Source organism: Streptomyces sp. Root1304, assembly GCF_001426405.1.
Taxonomy (GTDB): Bacteria; Actinomycetota; Actinomycetes; order Streptomycetales; family Streptomycetaceae; genus Streptomyces.
The window spans coordinates 119,960-140,278 of record NZ_LMEP01000005.1 but is presented as its reverse complement, the minus strand read 5'-3'; the positions used below and the strand labels follow the sequence as shown (position 1 = coordinate 140,278).

Annotated in this window: 15 protein-coding genes; 3 read left to right on the top strand and 12 right to left on the bottom strand. The window is 72.3% G+C overall.

Translation table 11 applies throughout. The annotated features are described in order from the left end of the window. Positions 1 to 197 precede the first annotated feature (197 nt). Both ASD33_RS09485 and ASD33_RS09480 read left to right on the top strand, forming a co-directional pair. A complete protein-coding gene (locus tag ASD33_RS09485) occupies positions 198 to 1,934 on the top strand; it encodes a sensor histidine kinase (RefSeq protein ID WP_056556511.1) in 1,737 nt (578 codons plus the stop codon). Next, positions 1,931 to 2,623, top strand: a complete 693-nt coding sequence (locus tag ASD33_RS09480; protein ID WP_056556508.1) for a response regulator — start codon at positions 1,931 to 1,933, stop codon at positions 2,621 to 2,623. The genes ASD33_RS09485 and ASD33_RS09480 overlap by 4 nt, the downstream gene beginning before the upstream one ends. 17 nt (positions 2,624 to 2,640) lie before the next feature. On the opposite strand, the gene ASD33_RS09475 is transcribed toward ASD33_RS09480, so the two are convergent. The 5 genes from ASD33_RS09475 to ASD33_RS09455 all read right to left on the bottom strand — a co-directional run bounded on the left by ASD33_RS09475 (position 2,641) and on the right by ASD33_RS09455 (position 9,103). Further along, entirely contained in the window at positions 2,641 to 4,233 is a 1,593-nt protein-coding gene (locus ASD33_RS09475) for a cation acetate symporter (RefSeq protein WP_056556505.1), read from the bottom strand. Beyond that, positions 4,230 to 4,691, bottom strand: coding sequence for a DUF485 domain-containing protein (locus ASD33_RS09470; protein WP_056556992.1), 462 nt, complete (start codon positions 4,689 to 4,691; stop codon positions 4,230 to 4,232). Before ASD33_RS09470 ends, ASD33_RS09475 begins: the two co-directional genes overlap by 4 nt. 140 nt (positions 4,692 to 4,831) lie before the next feature. Then, on the bottom strand, positions 4,832 to 5,683 hold the full coding sequence (locus tag ASD33_RS09465; RefSeq protein WP_056556502.1) for a response regulator transcription factor: 852 nt from the start codon (positions 5,681 to 5,683) through the stop codon (positions 4,832 to 4,834). Continuing rightward, the gene (locus ASD33_RS09460) at positions 5,680 to 6,849 is read right to left on the bottom strand and encodes a histidine kinase (RefSeq protein WP_242426885.1); all 1,170 of its coding nucleotides are present in this window, start codon (positions 6,847 to 6,849) and stop codon (positions 5,680 to 5,682) included. Before ASD33_RS09460 ends, ASD33_RS09465 begins: the two co-directional genes overlap by 4 nt. A gap of 136 nt (positions 6,850 to 6,985) precedes the next feature. After that, positions 6,986 to 9,103 carry a DNA topoisomerase IV subunit B gene (locus ASD33_RS09455; RefSeq protein WP_056556497.1) on the bottom strand — a complete coding sequence of 706 codons (2,118 nt, stop codon included), beginning with the start codon at positions 9,101 to 9,103 and terminating at the stop codon, positions 6,986 to 6,988. A gap of 432 nt (positions 9,104 to 9,535) precedes the next feature. On the opposite strand from ASD33_RS09455, the gene ASD33_RS09450 reads away from it, so the two are divergent. Then, complete coding sequence (locus tag ASD33_RS09450) at positions 9,536 to 9,766, top strand: hypothetical protein (protein WP_030211728.1); 231 nt, start codon at positions 9,536 to 9,538, stop codon at positions 9,764 to 9,766. 125 nt (positions 9,767 to 9,891) lie between these two features. Here ASD33_RS09450 and ASD33_RS09445 read toward each other — a convergent pair whose 3' ends face one another. The 7 genes from ASD33_RS09445 to ASD33_RS09415 all read right to left on the bottom strand — a co-directional run bounded on the left by ASD33_RS09445 (position 9,892) and on the right by ASD33_RS09415 (position 20,305). Further along, positions 9,892 to 10,710: a serine protease gene (locus ASD33_RS09445; protein ID WP_056556494.1), complete on the bottom strand. Its 819-nt coding sequence runs from the start codon at positions 10,708 to 10,710 to the stop codon at positions 9,892 to 9,894. Between the two features lie 157 nt (positions 10,711 to 10,867). Further along, on the bottom strand, positions 10,868 to 12,415 hold the full coding sequence (locus tag ASD33_RS09440) for an RNA polymerase sigma factor (protein WP_056556490.1): 1,548 nt from the start codon (positions 12,413 to 12,415) through the stop codon (positions 10,868 to 10,870). Positions 12,416 to 12,792: 377 nt separating this feature from the next. Beyond that, complete coding sequence (locus ASD33_RS09435; protein ID WP_079044668.1) at positions 12,793 to 13,680, bottom strand: FadR/GntR family transcriptional regulator; 888 nt, start codon at positions 13,678 to 13,680, stop codon at positions 12,793 to 12,795. A 160-nt stretch (positions 13,681 to 13,840) separates the two neighbouring features. Then, positions 13,841 to 15,658, bottom strand: coding sequence for an ABC transporter ATP-binding protein (locus ASD33_RS09430; RefSeq protein WP_056556484.1), 1,818 nt, complete (start codon positions 15,656 to 15,658; stop codon positions 13,841 to 13,843). A 121-nt stretch (positions 15,659 to 15,779) separates the two neighbouring features. Next, entirely contained in the window at positions 15,780 to 16,610 is an 831-nt protein-coding gene (locus ASD33_RS09425; protein ID WP_056556481.1) for an NUDIX domain-containing protein, read from the bottom strand. 109 nt (positions 16,611 to 16,719) lie between these two features. Continuing rightward, positions 16,720 to 18,789 carry a glycogen debranching N-terminal domain-containing protein gene (locus tag ASD33_RS09420; RefSeq protein WP_056556479.1) on the bottom strand — a complete coding sequence of 690 codons (2,070 nt, stop codon included), beginning with the start codon at positions 18,787 to 18,789 and terminating at the stop codon, positions 16,720 to 16,722. Between the two features lie 106 nt (positions 18,790 to 18,895). Continuing rightward, positions 18,896 to 20,305, bottom strand: a complete 1,410-nt coding sequence (locus tag ASD33_RS09415; RefSeq protein ID WP_056556475.1) for a DUF4192 domain-containing protein — start codon at positions 20,303 to 20,305, stop codon at positions 18,896 to 18,898. Positions 20,306 to 20,319 lie beyond the last annotated feature (14 nt).

The window sequence follows — 20,319 nt, the reverse complement described above, 5'->3', positions numbered from 1 at the left end:
AGGAACCGGGCCGGGCGGCAGACGGGCCACACACCCCACCCGACCCACCGGCCCCGACAACCACAGCGGCCCCCACCGCCCACGCGCGGCAGACGGCGGCCGGCCGCCCTTCTCCCGGCCGTCGCCCACCCGCCCCAGCGCCCCTCCCGCCCTGCGCCATTTCCGGTCACGGGGCGCGGCCGCTTACCGTTTCCCGCATGAGCCCCGCACAGACCAGCCCCCCGCGCCCCCGCGCGCGCCGTCGGCGGTTCGGCTGGCCCCGGCGGGTGTTCTCGCAGGTCCTGCTGATGCAGCTGGCCATCGCCACCGGCGTGACCGTGCTCGCGACCGGCCTCTTCCTGGCCCCACTGAGCGCCCAGCTCGACGACCAGGCCATGCGGCGGGCGCTGGCCATCGCGGGTACCACCGCGTCGCCCCGGCTCGCCGCGGACCTCACCGGCACGCCGCCCTCCGCGCGCGGCCCGGTACAGACGGAGGCCGAGCGGATCCGTACCTCCACGGGCGCCGAGTACGTCGTCGTCATGGACACCCGAGGCGTGCGCTGGTCCCACACCGACCCCCGCGAGATCGGCAGGATCGTCTCGACCGACCCGAGCGACGTCCTCGCCGGCCACGAGGTGATGGAGATCGACAGCGGCACCCTGGGCCGCTCGGCGCGCGGCAAGATGCCCCTGCGCGACGCCGACGGCCGGATCGTCGGCGCGGTCTCCGTCGGCATCGAGTACGACAGCGTCCGCGACCGCCTCCTCGCCGCGATCCCCGGTCTCCTCGCCTACGCGGGCGGAGCGCTCGCCGCCGGCGCCCTGGCCGCGTACCTGATCTCCCGCCGTCTCCAGCGGCAGACCCACGACCTGGCCTTCTCCGACATCTCCGCGCTGCTCACCGAACGCGAGGCGATGCTGCACGGCATCCGCGAAGGAGTCGTGGCCCTGGACCGCAACGGCTCCGTACGGCTCATGAACGACGAGGCGCAGCGGCTGCTCGGCCTCGGCCCCGAGGCCGCGGGCCGGCCGCTCGACGAGCTCCTCGGGGACGGTCGCACCGCGGATGTCCTCGCGGGCCGGGTGACCGGCGAGGACCTGCTCACCGTCCAGGGACAGCGGGTCCTGATCGCCAACCGCATGCCGACGGACGACGGCGGTGCCGTCGCGACCCTCCGCGACCGCACCGAGCTGGAGCGCCTGGGGCGCGAGCTGGACTCCACCCGGGGCCTGATCGACGCCCTCCGCGCCCAGGACCACGAACACGCCAACCGGATGCACACCCTCCTCGGCCTCCTCGAACTGGAGATGCACGAGGAGGCGGTCGAGTTCGTCACGGAGGTGGTCGGCGTGCACCGGGCCACCGCCGAGCAGGTGACGGAGAAGGTCCACGACCCGCTGCTCGCCGCGCTCCTGGTCGGCAAGGCCACCGTCGCCGCCGAGCGGGGCGTCTCGCTGCGGCTCACCCCGGACTCGCTGCTCCCGGACCGGCTCGTCGACCCCCGCGAACTGGTCACCGTCGTCGGCAACCTCGTCGACAACGCCCTGGACGCCGTCGCCGGCACCCCCGGCGCCCGTATCGACGTCGCCTTCCGCACCGAGGGCCGTACGGTCGTGCTGCGGGTCACGGACAGTGGCCCCGGTGTCCCCGAGGACCGTCGCGAGCTGATCTTCACCGAGGGCTGGTCGACAAAGGCGCTTCCGGCGCACGGGAAGCGGGGGCTCGGACTCCCCCTGGTACGCCGCCTCGCCGAGCGTCGGGGCGGCGCCGCCGGGGTGACGGACGGTCCCGAGGGCGGCGCCGAGTTCACCGTCGTGCTCCCGGACGCCCTGACCGAACCGGAACCGCTCACCGACCCGCTCACGGAACCGGTCACGGCCGCCCTTGCCGACCCGATCACGGCTCCAGGGCGGCCCGCCGAGGCTCCCGGTCCCGTCGAGGAGACACGATGATCGACGTGCTCGTGGTGGACGACGACGTCCTGGTCGCCCGGATCAACGCCGCCTACGTCGCCAAGGTGCCCGGCTTCCGGGTCGCCGCCACCGCCCACTCGACCGCCGAGGCGCTCGCCGTCCTCGCCGCGCAGCCGGTGGACCTGATCCTCCTCGACCACTACCTGCCGGACGAGAACGGCCTCGCCGCCGTACGGGAACTCCGCGCCCGCGGCCACCAGTGCGACGTGATCATGGTGACCGCCGCCCGCGACGTGGCCACCGTCCAGGCCGCGATGCGCCACGGCGCCCTCCAGTACCTGGTCAAGCCGTTCAACTTCGCCGGCCTGCGCACCAAGCTGGAGGCGTACGCGAAGCTCCGCGACACCCTGGAGAGCGGCGGCGAGGCGGAACAGGCCGAGGTGGACCGGATCTTCGGCGTCCTGTCGGCCGGCTCCGTCGCCCCCGACCTCCCCAAGGGCCACTCCCCCACCACCGCCGAACTGGTCCGGCAGGTGCTGCTCGCCGCCGCGGGCCCCCTGTCCGCTCAGGAGATCGCCGAACGCGCGGGAGTCAGCCGCCAGACGGCCCAGCGCTACCTGAAACTTCTCGAACGCACCGGCCGGGTACGCCTCTCACTCCGCTACGGCGAAACCGGCCGCCCCGAACACCGCTACGCCTGGACGGCCTCCCCGCCCACCACCGGCTGACGTCCGGGCCCGGGCCGTCAGACGGCTCCCGCCCCGGTCAGCGCCCTCACCTCGGTCTCCGCGTGCCGTGCCTCGTCCGGCGGCTCCGTCGACATGACCGTCCCGATCCAGCCCGCGAGGAACCCGAGCGGGATGGACACCACCCCGGGGTTCTGCAACGGGAAGACGTGGAAGTCGACGCCCGGGAACAGTGCCTCGGGACTGCCGGAGACCACCGGCGACACCAGGACCAGCAGCACCGCGGGGATCAGACCGCCGTACACCGACCAGACCGCCCCCGGGGTCGTGAACTTCCGCCAGAACAGCGAGTACAGCAGCACCGGCAGATTGGCGGAGGCCGCGACGGCGAAGGCCAGACCGACGAGGAACGCCACATTGAGGTCGCGGGCGAGCAGCCCGAGTCCGATGGCGGCGGCGCCGATCCCCGCCGCCGCGACCCGCGCCACGGTCACCTCGCTGTACTGCTTGGCATGCCGGCGGCGCAGCGAGGTGTAGAGATCGTGGGCGACGGAGGCCGAGGAGGCGAGCGTGATCCCCGCGACCACGGCGAGGATCGTGGCGAACGCCACGGCCGCCACGACCGCGAAGAGCACCGTGCCACCGGTGGAACCCGCGCCGCCGCCGAGATCGAGGGCCAGCAGCGGAACGGCCGTGTTCCCGGACGCGTTGGACGCGCGGACCTCGTCGGGGCCGATCAGCGCCGCCGCGCCGAAGCCGAGCACGATGGTCATCAGGTAGAAGCTTCCGATGAGCCCGATGGACCAGACGACGGACCGACGGGCGGCCCGCGCAGTCGGCACGGTGTAGAAGCGCGACAGGATATGCGGCAGCCCGGCCGTCCCCAGGACCAGGGCGAGTCCGAGGCTGATGAAGTCGAGCCGCGCCGTCCAGTCCCCGCCGTACCGGAGCCCCGGTGCGAGGAACCCCATGCCGTGGCCGCTGCGCTCGGCCGCGGTGGACAGCAGGTTGTTCACATCGCCGTGGAACCGGAGCAGGACGAGGACGGTCAGCGCGATCGTGCCCGCCATGAGCAGGACCGCCTTGACGATCTGGATCCAGGTGGTGGCCCGCATGCCGCCGAGCGACACGTAGATCACCATCAGCGCGCCCACTCCGACCACCGTCCAGGAGCGGGCCGCTTCGCTGGACCCGCCGAGCAGCAGCGCGACCAGGCTTCCGGCACCCACCATCTGGGCCACCAGGTACAGCACGGAGACGGCCACCGAGGACGTCCCCGCGGCGATCCGCACCGGCCGCTCGGCCATCCGCGCGGCCACGACGTCCGCCAGGGTGAAACGCCCGCAGTTCCGGACCAGTTCGGCCACCAGCAGCAGAACGACGAGCCACGCGACCAGGAATCCGACGGAGTACAGCATGCCGTCGTAGCCGTAGAGCGCGATCAGCCCCGAGATCCCGAGGAACGAGGCCGCGGACATGTAGTCGCCGGCGATGGCGAAGCCGTTCTCCAGGGGCGAGAACAGCCTGCCCCCCGCGTAGAACTCCTCCGCCGACCCGTGCCGGTTGCGGCTCACCCAGGTGGTGATCCCCAGTGTGACGGCGACGAAGACGCTGAACAGGACGAGCGCCAGCGTCTGGTGGTCCCGGGTCACGGCTGCACCACCCCTCGGGTCATCTCCTGGGTGTCCCAGCGCAGTTCCAGCGCCGCCCGATCTCTGCGCAGCCGCGCGTGCCGCGCATACGCCCAGGTCAGCAGGAAGGTGCTGAGGAACTGCCCCAGTCCGGCGATCATCGCGACGTTCACCGCCCCGGCGACGGGCCGGGCCATGAAGCCCGGCGCCGCGGTCGCCGCGACCACATAGGCGAGGTACCAGAGCAGGAACGCGAGGGTGGCCGGGAAGACGAACCTGCGGTACCGGCCCCGCACTTCCTGGAACGCCGGGCTCCGCTGCACTTCCAGATAGATCTCCGCCGCGCTGTGGACCCGCTGTCGCGGCACCGCGTCCGGACGTCCCGGAACATGCGGACCGCTCTCGCCGGGCATTCCGGCGTCCTGTCCGTCCTCCCAGCCGGAGGCCGTCGCGCCGTACCAGGGGTCGTCGACCCGCATCGCCGATGCGTCGAGCCCCTCCTGCTTGTCCACCTGCTCCACCGACCAACTCTCCTTGTCAGCGAACCGTTTCGGCCGCGTGCCCAAGGATGGACAGAGCGGGAAGATCCCGGACTCTTCTCCTCCCTCTGTTCACCCCATCAGGTGACTCTTCTCCCAGGTGCCCTGACCAGACCGTGCTGATATGCGTACCGCACCGCCTGTGCCCGGTCGCGTACCCCCGTCTTCGCGAAGAGGTTGTTGATATGGGTCTTCACCGTGGCCGTGGAGATCCGCAGCCGGCTCGCGATCTCCTGATTGGAGAGCCCGTCCGCGACCAACACGATCACCTCCGTCTCCCGCTCCGTCAGCCCGTCGGCCTGGGCACCGGAAAGCCCGCCGACACCCTCAGGCACCGCCGCCCCTTCCCCACCGTCCCTCGGCGCCCCTGAGGCCCCCGGTACCCCCTGCCCCGACTCCGGCCGCCCACGACCGGGCACGGGAGCACCTCCCATTGGCTCCCCCGCGGGCCCCGTCCCCCGCTCCAACAACTGCTCCAGCAGCCGCCGCTGCACACCGGGCGAGAGCCCCGCCCGCCCGTCGGTCACGTCCCTCAGGGCCCGCACGATCTCCTCCCCGCCCGCGTCCTTGGTGAGGTACCCTCGCGCCCCGGCCCGCAGCGCGGGGAACAACGAGTCGTCATCGGCATACGTCGTGAGCACGACGACCTCCGTCCCGGGGTGCTGCTCCCGGATCCGGCGCGTGGCCTCGACCCCGTCGCAGCGAGGCATCCGCAGGTCCATCAGCACCACGTCGGGCCCGAGTTCCGCGGTCAGCGCGACCGCCTCCTCCCCGTCCCGGGCCGCCCCCACGACCTCGACTCCGGGAAGCAGTCCCAGCAGCATCACGATCCCCTCGCGCACAACGGCCTGGTCGTCAGCCACCACCACCCGCACAACAGCCCCACGCGCCCCCTCCCGGGCCACGGGCTCCTCCGCTCCCGGGGCGCTCATGCCGGCACCCGCAGTCGCACCGCGAACCCCGGGCCCTCGGGCCCCGCGTCGAGGCTGCCCCCGAGCAGTTCGGCGCGCTCCCTCATCCCACGCAGGCCGTACCCCGAGCCCGTCGAGCCGAGCCCGTCCCGGCCGCCCTCGGCCGCGGCCGGTGGCCCGGAGTCGCGTATCTCCAGGGAGACCTGGTCGGTCTCGTAGGCGAGTCGGATCCGCGTCCGGGCTCCCGGGGCGTGCTTGAGGACATTGGTGAGGGCCTCCTGCGCCACTCGTCGTACCGCCTGGGAGGCCTCGGCGGGCAGGTCGCGGCGCCGGCCGGTGACATCGACCTGGGCTCTGCCCTCCCGCGCCAGCTCCCGCAGGTAGTCCTCGACGGGCACCATGTCGCCGCGCAGGGCCGACAGTGCGTGCCGCGTCTCGGCCAGGCCCTCCCGCGCCATCGCTCGGGCCGAGGTCACGAGCTTGAGGATCTCGGCCCGCTCCGCCCCCGACTCGATCTGGAGCCGTGCCACCTCCAGGTGCACCATCTGCGCGGAAAGGCTGTGGGCGAGCACGTCATGTATCTCGCGGGCGATCCTGGCCCGCTCGGCGAGCGCCGCCGACGCGGCCTCCGCCTCCCGGGCCAGCCGCTCCTGGGCGAGCAGTTGGAAGCCCGCACCCCGCGCCTGGGCGTCCAGCCGCAGCGAGTATCCCGCGAGGAGCACGGCCGCGGTGGTGATGCCCGCTCCGAGCACCCCGGTCTCGTCGGCCTCCACGAAGCCGGCGACGAGCACCGCCACGGTGGCCAGGCCCATCGGGAGCGGCAGTCGCTCCATGGCCATGACCGAGACGACTATCCACAGCACGGTGGCGGACGTCGGCGCACCGGCCGCGTAGGCCCCCAGGCCGCAGAGGGCTATCACCGAGAGGAGTCCCAGCGACGCCGCCACCCGGTGATCCAGAGTCGTGTGGTGATAGCGCAGGGCCGCCACCACACAGAGTCCGAACCCGATGGGTGGCACGGGCGCGTACCAGCCGTGGAACGCCCCCGAGGTGTAACAGCCGGTCAGCACCAGAACGCTCAGGCCGGCGATCATGCAGTGGTCGAGGACGACGCGTCCCCGGGGCACCCCCAGGCGGGTGAGCGCCTCCCGTGAGGGCCAGGCGCCCCAGGAGACCCCCGAAGCCACCCTGCTCCCCACTCGCGCCAGGCCGCGCGCTTCCCCCATGTCCGTCCCCCTCCGTCACTTCCATGCTACGGAGAGTCGGCGAAGCTGTGATCGACCCGTGGGTGGAGCGTCCGGCTCCACCCACGGGTGGAGATCCTCAGGCGTCGATGCGCGAGCGGTCGAGGGTCGCCGCCGAGCCGGTGATGAACTCCTTGCGGGGCGCCACGTCATTGCCCATGAGGAGGTCGAAGACCTGCTCCGCCGCGTCGAGGTCGCCGATGTTGATCCGGCGCAGGGTGCGGTGGCGCGGGTCCATCGTCGTCTCCGCCAGCTGGTCGGCGTCCATCTCGCCCAGACCCTTGTACCGCTGGATGGAGTCCTTGTAGCGGACGCCCTTGCGCTGGAACTCCAGCAGGGTCTGGCGCAGCTCGTTGTCCGAGTACGTGTAGACGTACTTGTCCTGGCCCTTCTTGGGCTGGACGAGCTCGATCCGGTGCAGCGGGGGCACGGCGGCGAAGACCCGGCCGGCCTCGACCATGGGCCGCATGTAGCGCTGGAAGAGCGTCAGCAGCAGACAGCGGATGTGCGCGCCGTCGACGTCGGCGTCGACCAGGAGGACGATCTTCCCGTAGCGGGCCGCGTCGATGTCGAAGGTGCGGCCCGAGCCGGCTCCTATGACCTGGATGATCGCTCCGCACTCGGCGTTCTTCAGCATGTCCGAGACGGACGACTTCTGAACGTTGAGGATCTTGCCGCGGATCGGCAGCAGGGCCTGGAACTCGCTGTTCCGGGCCAGCTTGGCCGTACCGAGAGCGGAGTCACCCTCGACGATGAAGAGCTCGCTGCGCTCCACGTCGTCGCTGCGGCAGTCGGCCAGCTTGGCGGGCAGCGAGGAGGACTCGAGCGCGGTCTTGCGGCGCTGCGCGTCCTTGTGCTGGCGCGCCGCGATCCGGGTGCGGGCGGCGGCGACGGCCTTGTCCAGCACGGCGCGGGCCTGCGCCTTGGCGTCCCGCTTGGTCGAGGTGAGGAAGGCCTTGAGCTCCTTGGCGACCACGTTCGCCACGATCCGCCGGGCGGCGGACGTGCCGAGGACCTCCTTGGTCTGGCCCTCGAACTGGGGCTCGGCGAGCCGGACGGTCACGACGGCCGTGAGCCCCTCCAGGGCGTCGTCCTTGACGATGTCGTCCTCGGCGACGCGCAGCATCTTCGCCGAGCGCAGCACCTCGTTCACCGTCTTGGTGATGGCCTGCTCGAAGCCGGAGACGTGGGTGCCGCCCTTGGGGGTGGCGATGATGTTGACGAAGGACTTGACCGTCGCGTCGTAGCCGGTGCCCCAACGCAGGGCGACGTCGACGGCGAGCTCACGGGTGACCTCGGTCGGGGTCATGTGACCGCGCTCGTCGAGGACCGGGACGGTCTCCTTGAAGGTGCCCTGTCCGGTGAGCCGCTGGATGTCGCAGACGGCCTTGTCCTGCGCGAGGTACTCGCAGAACTCGCTGATGCCGCCGTCGAAGCGGAAGGTCTCCTCGCTCTTGCCGATCCCCGCGAGGTCCCGCTCGTCGCGGACGACGATGGTGAGGCCGGGAACGAGGAAGGCGGTCTGCCGGGCACGCTGGTGCAGCGTCTCCAGCGACAGCTTGGCGTCCTTGAGGAAGATCTGCCGGTCCGCCCAGTAACGGATGCGCGTGCCGGTGCGGGTCTTGGGGACGCGCTTGCCCTTGAGGAGGCCGTTGCCCGGATCGAAGGGGCTGTCGGGGCCCTGCTCCGTGAAGATGCCGGGGACGCCCCTGCGGAAGCTGATCGTGTGCGTGGCGCTGTTCCGGTCGACCTCGACGTCGAGGCGGGCCGACAGGGCGTTGACCACCGAGGCGCCGACGCCGTGCAGACCGCCGGACGCCGCGTACGAACCGCCGCCGAACTTGCCACCGGCGTGCAGCTTGGTCATGACGACCTCGACGCCGGAGAGTCCGGTCTTCGGCTCGATGTCGACGGGGATGCCGCGGCCGTTGTCCCGGACCTCGACGGAGCCGTCGTCGTGGAGGATGACCTCGATGTGGTCGCAGTAGCCACCCAGGGCCTCGTCGACCGAGTTGTCGATGATCTCCCAGATGCAGTGCATCAGGCCGCGGCTGTCGGTGGACCCGATGTACATACCGGGGCGCTTGCGGACCGCTTCGAGCCCTTCGAGTACGAGCAGGTGCCGCGCGGTGTAGTTGGAACCGTCACGGTCTGCGGTCAGCAGCGCACTGGACGGCACGGACGTTTCGGCGGTCACGCGGTTCGCTCCTCGCTGAATTTGAAATCGGGCCCGATGGGGTAAGGCCCGGCGTCGGTCACGGGTCAGAGGGTACCGATGCCTGGTAGAGCCGTTGTCACGCCACCCTCCCCGTTTCCTCATGCTAGTCCAGGGTCGTATGGATGTTCGATCCCTCGATGGGGTGACGCGAACATCACGTTCCCTTCCAGGCATGAACCATTTAGGCTCCGGGCACGTCCTCATCAACAACCGGCAACCGCGCCGGGAGGACTGACCGACACAAGCAACGCGAAATCCGTAGAGCGACGCAATACGGCTCATTCGCCGCCAACCGGCAGCAAACAGCCACCTGGGAAGAAGTTTCAAGGAAAAGCCGCGAGCGGGAACGTTTTCGGCCTGGTTGGATGTTGACCCTGGTACGACAGCTCGTCGAGCTAGAGAAGAGGCGACGTGACTACTGTTCTGACCCCCGCGAGCCCCCTGACGGCCGCTGACCGTTGCGACCGCTGCGGCGCCCAGGCATACCTGCGTGTCGTCCTGACCAGCGGAGGTGACTTGCTCTTCTGCGCCCACCACGGACGTAAGTTCGAGCCGGAACTCAAGAAGATCGCCGTTGAGATACAGGATGAGACGGACCGGCTGACGGACGTGCCCGCGCGCACGGTGGGCGACGAGCACTGACGCCTCGCATCCACGACGAGCCCAGATCCGGCCACTGAGACCGGACGGCGGGCGGCCACCCCCGCATTCCCAGGGGGGTGGCCGCCCGTTCTCGTACCCTCCGCGAGGACCGGGCATCCGGCCCGTCAGTAACGGGCCGGCAGCACCGCCGATACGCGCGTGTAGACGCCCGGATTCTCCGCCTGCCCACAGCCGCTGCCCCAGGACACCAGGCCGATGAGGAGCCCCTTGGCCACCAGCGGACCTCCGCTGTCGCCCTGGCACGCGTCCTTGCCGCCCTGCGGGTCTCCCGCGCAGAGCATCGTGTCGTTCCGGTACCCGACGCCGAAGCCACCCGGGTACGCCCGCCGGCACGCGCTGTCGGGCAGCACCTGCACACGTGCCGTCCGGAGCCCGGAGGCATAGGCTCCGTTGCCTGTCGTGTCGCCCCAGCCGTAGACGTCCGCCTCGGTCCCCGGCGCCTCCGCCGCGTCCTCCGCACGGGCGACGCCGATCACGTACGACTGCGGCAGCGCGCTCACCAGGGTCAGCACCGCGAGATCCCCTGAGTTGCTCGTCGGGTCGTAGTCGGGGTTCACCCAGGTGTCCGAGATCCGCACCTCCTGCCCGCCCTGCCCCCGCAGCGCCGCGCGGCCCGCGATGACGACGAAGTCACGCACCTCCCAGGGCTCGCCGCCGAGCACCTCACGGCCCAGGCAGTGGGCCGCCGTGAGCACCTTGGTCGGCGCGACGACCACGCCCCCGCAGAACTGCCCCGCGCGCGTACCACCGAACCGGTCACGGCTGGACAGTGCCACGACCCACGGCGCGTCCGCGATCCGGGCCTCGCGGCCGCCCACCACGACGCTGTCCGCGGCAACGGGGGCGGCGGTGGCCAGCTGCCCCGCCGCCGCTGCGATCAGGCCCAGGGCACCCGTCAATGCTCGGGTGAGGGAACCACGCATGGAGCCTCCTGACTCTCCGGTGATGTCGGTTCACCCAGAGTCCAGCACGCGCCGCCCCCGTGCACCCTCGCCGCACAGCCGGAGGGCCCGGCTCCCCCTCGGGGAACCGGGCCCTTCCGCGTACTTCTCCGCGTCTCGCGTCGGTGACGCGTACGGATCAGTCGAGGTAGTCGCGAAGCACCTGCGAACGCGACGGGTGACGCAGCTTCGACATCGTCTTCGACTCGATCTGACGGATCCGCTCACGCGTCACGCCGTAGACCTTGCCGATCTCGTCGAGCGTCTTCGGCTGGCCGTCGGTGAGGCCGAAGCGCATCGACACGACGCCCGCCTCACGCTCGGAGAGCGTGTCGAGGACGGAGTGCAGCTGCTCCTGGAGAAGCGTGAAGCTCACCGCGTCGGCCGGGACGACCGCCTCGGAGTCCTCGATCAGGTCGCCGAACTCGCTGTCGCCGTCCTCACCCAGCGGGGTGTGGAGGGAGATCGGCTCGCGGCCGTACTTCTGGACCTCGATGACCTTCTCAGGGGTCATGTCGAGCTCCTTGGCCAGCTCCTCCGGGGTGGGCTCGCGGCCCAGGTCCTGGAGCATCTGGCGCTGCACGCGCGCGAGCTTGTTGATGACCTCGACCATGTGCACCGGGATACGGATGGTGCGGGCCTGGTCGGCCATCGCGCGGGTGATCGCCTGACGGATCCACCAGGTGGCGTACGTGGAGAACTTGTAGCCCTTGGTGTAGTCGAACTTCTCGACGGCACGGATCAGACCCAGGTTGCCCTCCTGGATCAGGTCCAGGAAGAGCATGCCGCGGCCGGTGTAGCGCTTGGCCAGGGAGACCACCAGACGGAGGTTGGCCTCCAGGAGGTGGTTCTTGGCCCGGCGGCCGTCCTCGGCGATGATCTCCAGCTCGCGCTTGAGCTTCGGAGCGAGCTTGTCCGAGTTCGCGAGCTTGTCCTCGGCGAACAGACCGGCCTCGATGCGCTTGGCGAGCTCGACCTCCTGCTCGGCGTTGAGCAGCGGGACCTTGCCGATCTGCTTCAGGTAGTCCTTGACCGGGTCGGCGGTGGCACCTGCGACGGCGACCTGCTGCGCCGGAGCGTCGTCCTCGTCCTCGTCGGACAGGACGAAGCCCTTGCTCTCGCCCTCGGTCTCCTCTTCCTCGCCCTTGCCGGGCGCGACGTCCTCAAGGAGCTCTTCGCCCTCGGCGAGTTCGTCGGCGTCCTTCTTGGACGCGGTCTTCTTGGCCGCCGTCTTCTTGGCGACGGTCTTCTTGGCCACCGTCTTCTTGGCGACGGTCTTCTTCGCGGCCGCCTTCTTGGCGGGCGAACCGGCCTCGTCGGCCGGGTCGTCACCCTCGGCCGCGCCGGCCGTTGCGGCCGAGACGGTGGTCTTCGTCACGGTCGTCCTGGCGGTGACGGTCTTGGTGGCGGTGCGCTTGGCCGGGCTCTTCGCTGCGACGCTCTTGCGGGCGCGCTTCGGCGACTCCGCTGCACTGACCATCAGCGTCACACCCTCTTCCTCGAGGATCTGATTGAGGCTGCGCAGAACATTCTTCCACTGGGTTGGCGGAATCTGGTCAGCCTCGAAGGCCCGACGCACGTCATCGCCGGCGATCTGCCCATCAGCCTTTCCCCGCTCGATGAGCGCCATCACAGACTCGGACTCGGCGATCTCCGGCGGGAGCGTACGGGATGTGCTGGCCGACACGAACAACCTCTCGGAACGATGGAAACGGCTTCCGGCCCCGCCCTGGATGGGGCTGGAGCCGACGACCGTCGACGGGGAATGTGCCGACGGCGCGGGCTGGACCGGGGAACTGCACAGCGCCTCCATCGGCTGCTGTATTCCTTCCTCGGCCATCACCTCTTAGGTCATCGCACGGCTCGGAGGAGTGTTACGCCCAATCTTCGTGGCCCGAGTCACACCCCATGTGCGACAGAACGACGCAGAGGAGTAGATAAGCGTACATTCACGCCGCCGGAACCCTGGCGCCACCCGGGGAATCCTTCAGGTCCCCCGGGTGCCGCTCGGACCCGGCGGCGCGTGATGCCCGCGCCTCCGCACTGCCGGCCACAGCCCGCGCGTCAGTGTTCGCGGGGAGCGGGAACGACGCGCTCCACCTCGGGGTGGACCGTGAGCAGCTGGCGCATGGCCGACTCCGCTCCGTGGGCGTCCCCCGCGGCGAGCGCGTCCGCGATCCGTGCGTGGTGCGAGAGACAGGCCTCGCTCGGCCGGTCGCAGCCCGTGACGGGACCGCCGGACACCTGGAGCGCGGCGGCGACGATCCCGGAGAGGTGCTCCAGCATCCGGTTCCCGGCGAGCTGGATGAGCAGGGAGTGGAACTCCGCGTCGGCCCGGGAGAAGGTGATCCCGTCCCCCTGGGCGAACGCGTGGCCCATGATCTCGACCATGTCAGAGAGGCGCTGCTGGACGTCCTCACGGCCGTGTCCGGCGGCGAGGCGGGCCGCGAGGGGCTCGATCGTCCACCGCAGCTCGTTCAGCTCGCGGCGCTGGTCGTCGCGCTGCGGGCCGAAGGCGCGCCACTCGATGATGTCGGGGTCGAGCAGGTTCCAGTCGCTGACGGGCCTGACCCGGGTGCCGACGTTCGGACGGGCGCTGACGAGACCCTTGGCCTCCAGGACGCGCAGGGACTCACGCACGACGGTGCGCGAGACCTCGAACCGCTGGCCGATCTCCTCGGGGACGAGCGGGCGGTCGGCCCCGAGGTCCCCGGAGACGATCATCTGGCCGAGCTGCTGGACGAGCTGGCCGTGCAGCCCGCGCCCCCGGTTGCCGGTGCTCCGGCGGCCGACGCGGCCCAGGTCGGTGTCCACCCCCTCCCAGGAGGGCGGCCCCACGCGACCGGCGGCGGGCGCCTCGGCGTAGGGGTAGCGGTCGAGATCGCCCGGGGCGCCGAGGCCGGAGTCGACGGAGCGGGCGGCGGTCATCATGGTGTGCGCAAGGGTACTCACGCATCCTTTGTCGGCGTTGCCCCCGTGGCCCTTGAGGTCTTTGGTGAAAAGCACACGAAAGGGTGATCGGCACCCCCTACACAATTGACGATTAATCGGACATATTGCGCAAATTCCAAGAGAGTTGACCTTGAAGCGGAACGTTTCGGTCCGCGCTCGGTCACCAACGGGCCTTACGGCGAAGGCCCGTGAACACATAGGCACAGAACAGCCCCGTCAACGTGAGCGAGAGCGCCACACCGGCGGGCTGCCCGAGCACCCGTAGCGCCCCCGTCAGCCAACGGTCCGCGGCCGGGGACCACTGCGGCCCCGCGAACTCCCGCAACCGGGACGGGAGTCCGGCGGCCGACCGCACCGACGGCCCCGTCAGCACCTTCTGCAACAGCGGCACGAAGGCGACCGGCACCGCGAGCACCGCGGCCACACCGGCCGCCGCCGCACGGAACACCCCCGCGCCGAGCACCCCGGCCCAGGAGCAGCCGACGAGCAGTCCCAGCCAACTCGCGCAGAGAGTCGGCCAGTTCTTCGGTACGGAGATCAACTCGGGGCCGTAGACCAACCGCAGGACCTCCAGGTCGGCCAGCACGACGAGCGTCCCGAGCGCCAGGGCCACGGTCGCCGCCACCACGAGTTTCGCCACCAGGAGGCCGGGCCGACGGGGCACGGTCCCGCGTCCCGTGGTGAGCGCGGGATAGCGGTACTCCTCACCGAAGGAGAAGGCGCCGAGCAGCCCCGCCCCGAGTGCCGCGGGCGGCAGCGGGGAGATCGCCGGCCAGCCGGCCAGGACGGCGGGCAGGGCGACGCGACCGCCCCGCCCGAGGAGGAGGGCGATCGTCAGGGACGCGAGCACGACGACCCCGACGACGAGCGGCGTGGACGGGACGCCCAGAAGCCGGTGGAGCTCGTAGCACAGCGGACGCAAGGGCGACCGGGCCGGGCGCCGCCGGGCGGAGGACGTATCCTCCGGCACCTTGCGGGGCACGGCGGCAGGCGCCGCCCCCGTCTCCGTGGACGGCGGCCCGGCGGCCGGGGTATCGGCGTCGGCAGGGCTCGACTCGGGAGCGGGGGCTCCGGAGTCGGTCGTGGCGGGAGCGGGTCGACGGGGTCCTGTGTCGCCCGTCTCCACGGCGAGCCGGTGGATCGGCACCCCGTGGCGGAACGCCGTGTCGCCGACGGCCGCACAGTCGGTCCCGTAGACGGAGAGCCGGTTGCCCTCCTCCGCGACGACCTCGACGGGCCGCCGCGCCGCCCTGGCCTCCTGGGTCACGGCGGCGGCGAGCCTCGCGGCCTGGGGGGTCCGGACCGCCACGCGGGGTCGCAGCCGGGTACGGGCGAACTCGGTGACGTCCTGGTCGGCGAGGAGCCGGCCGCCGTCGATCGTGACGACCCGGTCGGCGTTGCGGGCCGCGTCCTTGGGGTCCGCCGTGCTGTAGAGCACGGTCCCCCCTTCGGACGCGTGGGTGCGCAGCAGCTCGTACAGCCACGCGCTCTCGGGTACGGAGAGGCCGGCGCCCGGCTCGTCGAGCAGCAGGGTGTGGGGGTCCCCCAACAGGGCGGAGGCGAAGCCGAGTCGACGGTCCGCGCCGATCGGGAGGGTGCCGATCCGCCGGCGTTCCAGCCCGGTGAGGCCGACGGTCCGCACCAGCTCCTCGGCCCGGGAGGCGGGAACTCCCGTGGCGGCGCAGAGCATCCGGAGCTGCCCCCGGAGCGTGCGGGAGGGGTGCCCGGGGATGTCGCCGAGGAGCACGCCTACCTCGCGCGAGGGGTGTGCGATGCGGTGCAGTGGCCGCCCCCGGAAGTACGTGATCCCACGGCCGGGCTCGAGTTCGAGCATGAGCCGGAGGGCGGTGGTCTTGCCGGCGCCCGCGGAGCCGAGGAGTGCCGTCACGGCGCCCGGCCGGGCCTCGAAGGTCAGATCGTCCACGGCGGGCGGGCGATCGCGGCGGGGAGTGCTGGTCAGTCCGATTGCCTGGAGCATCGCTTCTCTCGCGGTAGGTGACACCGCTCCGCGGCAGGGCGGCGCTACCGCAGCAAGATAACGCTACATTTCGGACTTTCGGTGCAGGGTTGGTGCCTGGGGCGCCGGATGCGGTCGCCCGTCAGACCTCGGGGCGCAGCATCGGCGGGTTGAGAAGGGTGGCCCCACCTGCCCTGAAGAGCTGGGCGGGGCGCCCGCCCTGACGGGTCGTGGTGCCACCCGCCGGAACGAGGAAGCCGGGCGTGCCGGTCACCTTCCGGTGGAAGTTTCGCGGGTCCAGGGCCACACCCCACACGGCCTCGTACACGCGTCGCAGTTCCCCGACCGTGAACTCCGGCGGGCAGAAGGCGGTGGCGAGCGAGGAGTACTCGATCTTGGAGCGTGCCCGCTCGACCCCGTCCGCGAGGATCCGTGAGTGGTCGAAGGCCAGCGCGTCCGGCCCTTCACCACCGTCCCCGGCCCCGGCTGAGGTTCCGGCCCCGACTCCGGTGTGGATGCCTCCGCCGCCGGCCGTCCCGGCGAGCGCGTCGGCGCCGAGCAGTTCCTCCACGGGCGCCCAGCGGGCGCTGTTCGCGTCCCCGCCCGCCCTCGGCGCCGGAAGATCCGGTGCGAGGGCGAGATGCGCGACGCTCACCACCCGCATGCGCGGGTCACGGTCGGGCGCCCCGTACGTCGCGAGCTGTTCGAGGTGCGCGCCGTTGCTCGGTACGGGGCTCGGAGCGGCCGGGTCGTGGGCGCACAGGCCCGTCTCCTCGACCAGCTCGCGCGCCGCCGCCGCACCGAGGTCCTCCTCCGCGCGCACAAAGCCCCCGGGCAGCGCCCAGCGCCCCTGGTACGGCGCTTCCCCCCGGCGGACGACCAGAGTGCAGAGCGCATGGCGCCGCACGGTGAGCACGACCAGATCGACGGTGACAGCGAAGGGCGGAAAGGCCGACGGGTCGTAGGCAGGCATGCCGCGATCATAGTCGTCTTCCTGACGATAAACACGCCCCCCGGAAGCATCGGCAACCACTTCCTCACCCCGCCGCGAAGCTTCCCTCGTGTCTGCGCCCGGCATCCCGTCACACCCCCAGTTGAAGGCCCGCTGCGGCCTCCTCGACCATACCGAGACCGAGCCTGCCGACCCGCACGGCGAACGGTTCACCCGCGACGACGAGGCCCGAGAACCTGATCGCTCCCAGCGGTGCCGACCGCAGCGGGTGGGTCGACACGGACCGCCCCGGCGCGTCGGGCCGGATTCCGGCGAGGGCGAGCAGAGCGTGCACCGCTCCGGCGGCCGCGACGGCCGCCGGCCTGCACGCAGCCGGGTGCGGCGCCGGACGTCCGCCCGCCGTCCGCTGCTCCCCCGCGTACATCTCGGGCAGGCGGTGGCCGAAGGCCTGCGCCGCGTCGAGCAGCCCGGACAGCAGGGCTGCGGCCTCCTTCTCGTGGCCGCCGGCGGCGAGCCCGGCCACGGCGACCGCAGTCTCGTGCACCCGCACCGCACCGGCACGGTGGCCGAAGGGGTTGTATCCCGGCTCCTTGGTCCCGAGACCGCGCAGCCCCCAGCCGGAGTCGAGAGCCGGCGTGCCCAGCAGTCTCGCCACCTGATCGGTCTCCGCCCCGTCCAGCAGGCCTTGCGCGTGCCGGCCTCCGCCGAGCAGCCCGGTGTCCAGGAGGTGCGCGGTCCAGCCGCCCAGCCGGGACCAGGTCCGCCCGTCGGACGAGCGGGCGACGGCGGGGCGGCCTCCGGCCGGATCGTCGAGCCAGAACTCGCGGCGGAACCGCTCGCGCAGCCTCCCCGCCATGTCCCGCAGCGCGTCTCCGCCGGGTCTGCCGCAGGCGTCGAGCAGGTCCGCGCCGAGGAGGGCCGCGCGGTGCGCGTGCGCCTGAGTCTCGGCCCGCCAGGGTCCGGTGGGCCCCGGGTCCGGCACGAGCCCGCTCCCTCCGGCCGTACGGCGCAACCAGCCGAGGCAGCGTTCCGCCACGGGCAGGAGCTCCTCCAGGTCCGCGGGCGGCAGCCCCCACCGGCGGGCCTCGGCGAGCACGACGGGAAAGGCGAGGGTGGACTCGATCCCGGTGCAGCGGGGCGGGAGGAGCGGGCCCGCGTCCCTGAGCGGGCCGGGAATGCGCCCGGACTCGGGTCCGTCACCGGAGAGTTGGGTGCGGGCGAGGGCGCGGAGGGTGGTGGCGGCCAGCCGAGTGCCCAGGGGAAGGGCCATCCGCGCCGCCCAGAGCGCCTCGGCCGTGACCGGTCCGCAGCGCCACGGGACTCCCGCCGCGAGATGGACGTCCGCGGGGTGCGCGGGGTCGCGCTGGAGCAGGGCCCGCAGGTCTTCGACGGACGCCCACAGCAGCTCCCCCGGGCGGGGGTCGTCGCCCTCCGCCCGGGCCTCCGCCAGGAGGTGGCCGCCCGGCCGCCCGGGGCCGGCTCCGGCCGTGGCGGGTCGGCCGGGCGAGTCGCCTCGTATCCGCAGCCGGATCGTGAACGTGGCTCCGGGAGCCAGCTCCGCCTCCCAGCGCAGGACTCCGGCCGCCGCCAGGGCGTCCATGGGCGGCGGGTCCGCGGTGACGGCGACGGATCGCCCGTCGGCTCCGGACCAGCGCAGACCGGTTCCGTGGACGGTCGCGGGGAGTTCGGGTCCCGGTCGGCCGGACGCCACCGCCCCCAGGTCCGCGAGATCCGTCCCCAGAGTGATTTCCACCGGGACCCTGAAGGGGCGGACGGTGGCGCTGCGCAGGGTGATCCGCTCCGTTCCGTCGGCGCTCCGGGTGCGCTCGACGGTGATCCCGGGGTCCGGACCCGGGTCTCCGGGGATGCGGAGGACACCGAGGAAGACCGCCCGGTCCGCCGTCGCCATACGCCCTTGGAGGGCGACGGGCTCGCGCCCGGCCACCCGCAGGAGGCATCTGGACAGGAGCCTCCTGCCTCCCGCGTACACGCCCTCGGGCCCCTCACCGGTGAGCTGGCCGTGCTCGGCGCAGACGGCGAGGGCGGGCAGGGCCACGCAGAGGAGCGCGCCGTGCACCGAGGGAAGTCCCGCCGGGGGTGCGGGGCGCGGCGGCCCGGCGGCGCCCGAAGGACGTCCCGGCGGAGAGCCGAGGAGATGGCCGGTGGGGCGGCCGGGGGCCGGGACGGGGCTGAGGGCCATGGCGGGTACGGGGTGCTCTCTGTGCGAACCGGGCGGCCGGCGGGATGGCGGCGGGAGCGTCCGGACGACTCCGCCAGAGAGCTGAACGCGTGCGCGGGCGGCCTGGTCACGGTCGGCACCGTCCGGTCCTGCTGCCGCGAGGCCCGCCGGGCCTCGGGGCCCCGCCTCCCGGGCGCCCCGCGGCGGGTCCGCCGGGCCGTACTCCGGCCGCGGGCGGGCGCTCCCCGCCGGTCCGCAGGCCGGGCTTCCCGAGGGCCTGCCGGGTGCCCTGCGGGCGGTCGGTGCGCATCCTGGGCCGTCGGGCGGCCGACGGCCCAGCCTCTTCAGGGGCGGTCCGGGAGTCCCTTTCGGTGCGCAGGCAGGAGCGGAGGGACTCGGGGTCGAGTCCTTCGTTGCACGCCTGGTGGAGCAGCCGGGCGAACATGTACTCGGAGTCGGCGTCGAGGGCCAGCCCGAGAGCGACCCGGGCGGTGGGTTCGTCGCCGGTGGACCAGGCGACCCAGCCGGCGAGGGTGAGCGGGGCGGCGGCGTGCTCCTGGTACGGGGTGACACAGCGCCTGGCGAGTACCCGCCAGAGACGCAGTGCGGCGGTTCCTTCCCAGCCCTCCATCCATTCGGCGGCGCGGTCCCGGGTGACGCGGTCCTGGAGGCCGAGGATCAGCGCGGCCGCCTCGTCGGTGCCGATCAGGGCGTCGTCGGCCCTGTCCCGCTCCGCCGTGCTGCCGGCGGCCACCGGTCCGGTCGGGCCCGGCTCCCCCTTCGCTCCCGTCCCGCTCTTCGGGTTGGTGAACCTGCGGAGGATCTCGCGGGCGAGACGGATGGTCGTCTCGCGGATCTCCTCCCGTCCCTCGCCTTCCGCTTCCAGGATCCGGGGGACGATCGCGGCCGCGGTCGCGTCGAGAGCCGCGCGCTGGGGCTCCTCGCCGGGGCCGGCCGACGGCTTGAACCGGTTCTCCATGTCCCGGAGGGTGCCGCGCACCTGGACTCCGGCGTAGGTCGCGGCCGCCGCCATCACCGACGTACCACTGAGCGCGAGGGGCGTGCCGTCGGGCGGACAGCAGCGGGCGTCGGGGCAGCAGTACGAGAAGTACAGGCCGTCGGAGATGCAGAGGGCCTCGTAGACGGGGATGTCGAGGGCGCCGCAGGCGGTGCGGAGGCGCTGGGCGAAGGGGCGGAGGCGCTCCATGACCCTGCGGCCCGACTCGCCCGGTGCGGGGTCCTGGCAGAGGAACACGACGATGCCGTCAGGTCGGGCGCCGCTCCGGGCGTCGCCCTCGACGAGGCACTCGGCGAGGTGGTCGGCGGTGGACTCCCATTCGCCCGGCGAGCCGGGGATGCCGAGCCTGACCCGGCCGCCGAAGCGACCGCGCTCGCCGTGGAGGGCGACCAGGACGACGGAGTCGGTGGGGTGGAAGCCCAGCACGAACGGGAGGGCGTCGGCGAGTTCCGCCGGGCCGCGCAGGGTGATCTGCTGGGAACGGGACGGTCCGCTGGTTTCGTGGTGATTCGCGTTCATGGTCAGGACGGTCT

What these genes read in the sequence shown, in the direction of transcription:
- ASD33_RS09445 (WP_056556494.1), bottom strand. Translation starts at nt 10,710, where the DNA reads ATGCGTGGTTCCCTCACCCGAGCATTGACGGGTGCCCTGGGCCTGATC.
- ASD33_RS09420 (WP_056556479.1), bottom strand. Translation starts at nt 18,789, where the DNA reads ATGGCCCTCAGCCCCGTCCCGGCCCCCGGCCGCCCCACCGGCCATCTC.
- ASD33_RS09480 (WP_056556508.1), top strand. Translation starts at nt 1,931, where the DNA reads ATGATCGACGTGCTCGTGGTGGACGACGACGTCCTGGTCGCCCGGATC.
- ASD33_RS09470 (WP_056556992.1), bottom strand. Translation starts at nt 4,691, where the DNA reads ATGCGGGTCGACGACCCCTGGTACGGCGCGACGGCCTCCGGCTGGGAG.
- ASD33_RS09430 (WP_056556484.1), bottom strand. Translation starts at nt 15,658, where the DNA reads ATGCTCCAGGCAATCGGACTGACCAGCACTCCCCGCCGCGATCGCCCG.
- ASD33_RS09465 (WP_056556502.1), bottom strand. Translation starts at nt 5,683, where the DNA reads ATGAGCGCCCCGGGAGCGGAGGAGCCCGTGGCCCGGGAGGGGGCGCGT.
- ASD33_RS09425 (WP_056556481.1), bottom strand. Translation starts at nt 16,610, where the DNA reads ATGCCTGCCTACGACCCGTCGGCCTTTCCGCCCTTCGCTGTCACCGTC.
- ASD33_RS09485 (WP_056556511.1), top strand. Translation starts at nt 198, where the DNA reads ATGAGCCCCGCACAGACCAGCCCCCCGCGCCCCCGCGCGCGCCGTCGG.
- ASD33_RS09415 (WP_056556475.1), bottom strand. Translation starts at nt 20,305, where the DNA reads ATGAACGCGAATCACCACGAAACCAGCGGACCGTCCCGTTCCCAGCAG.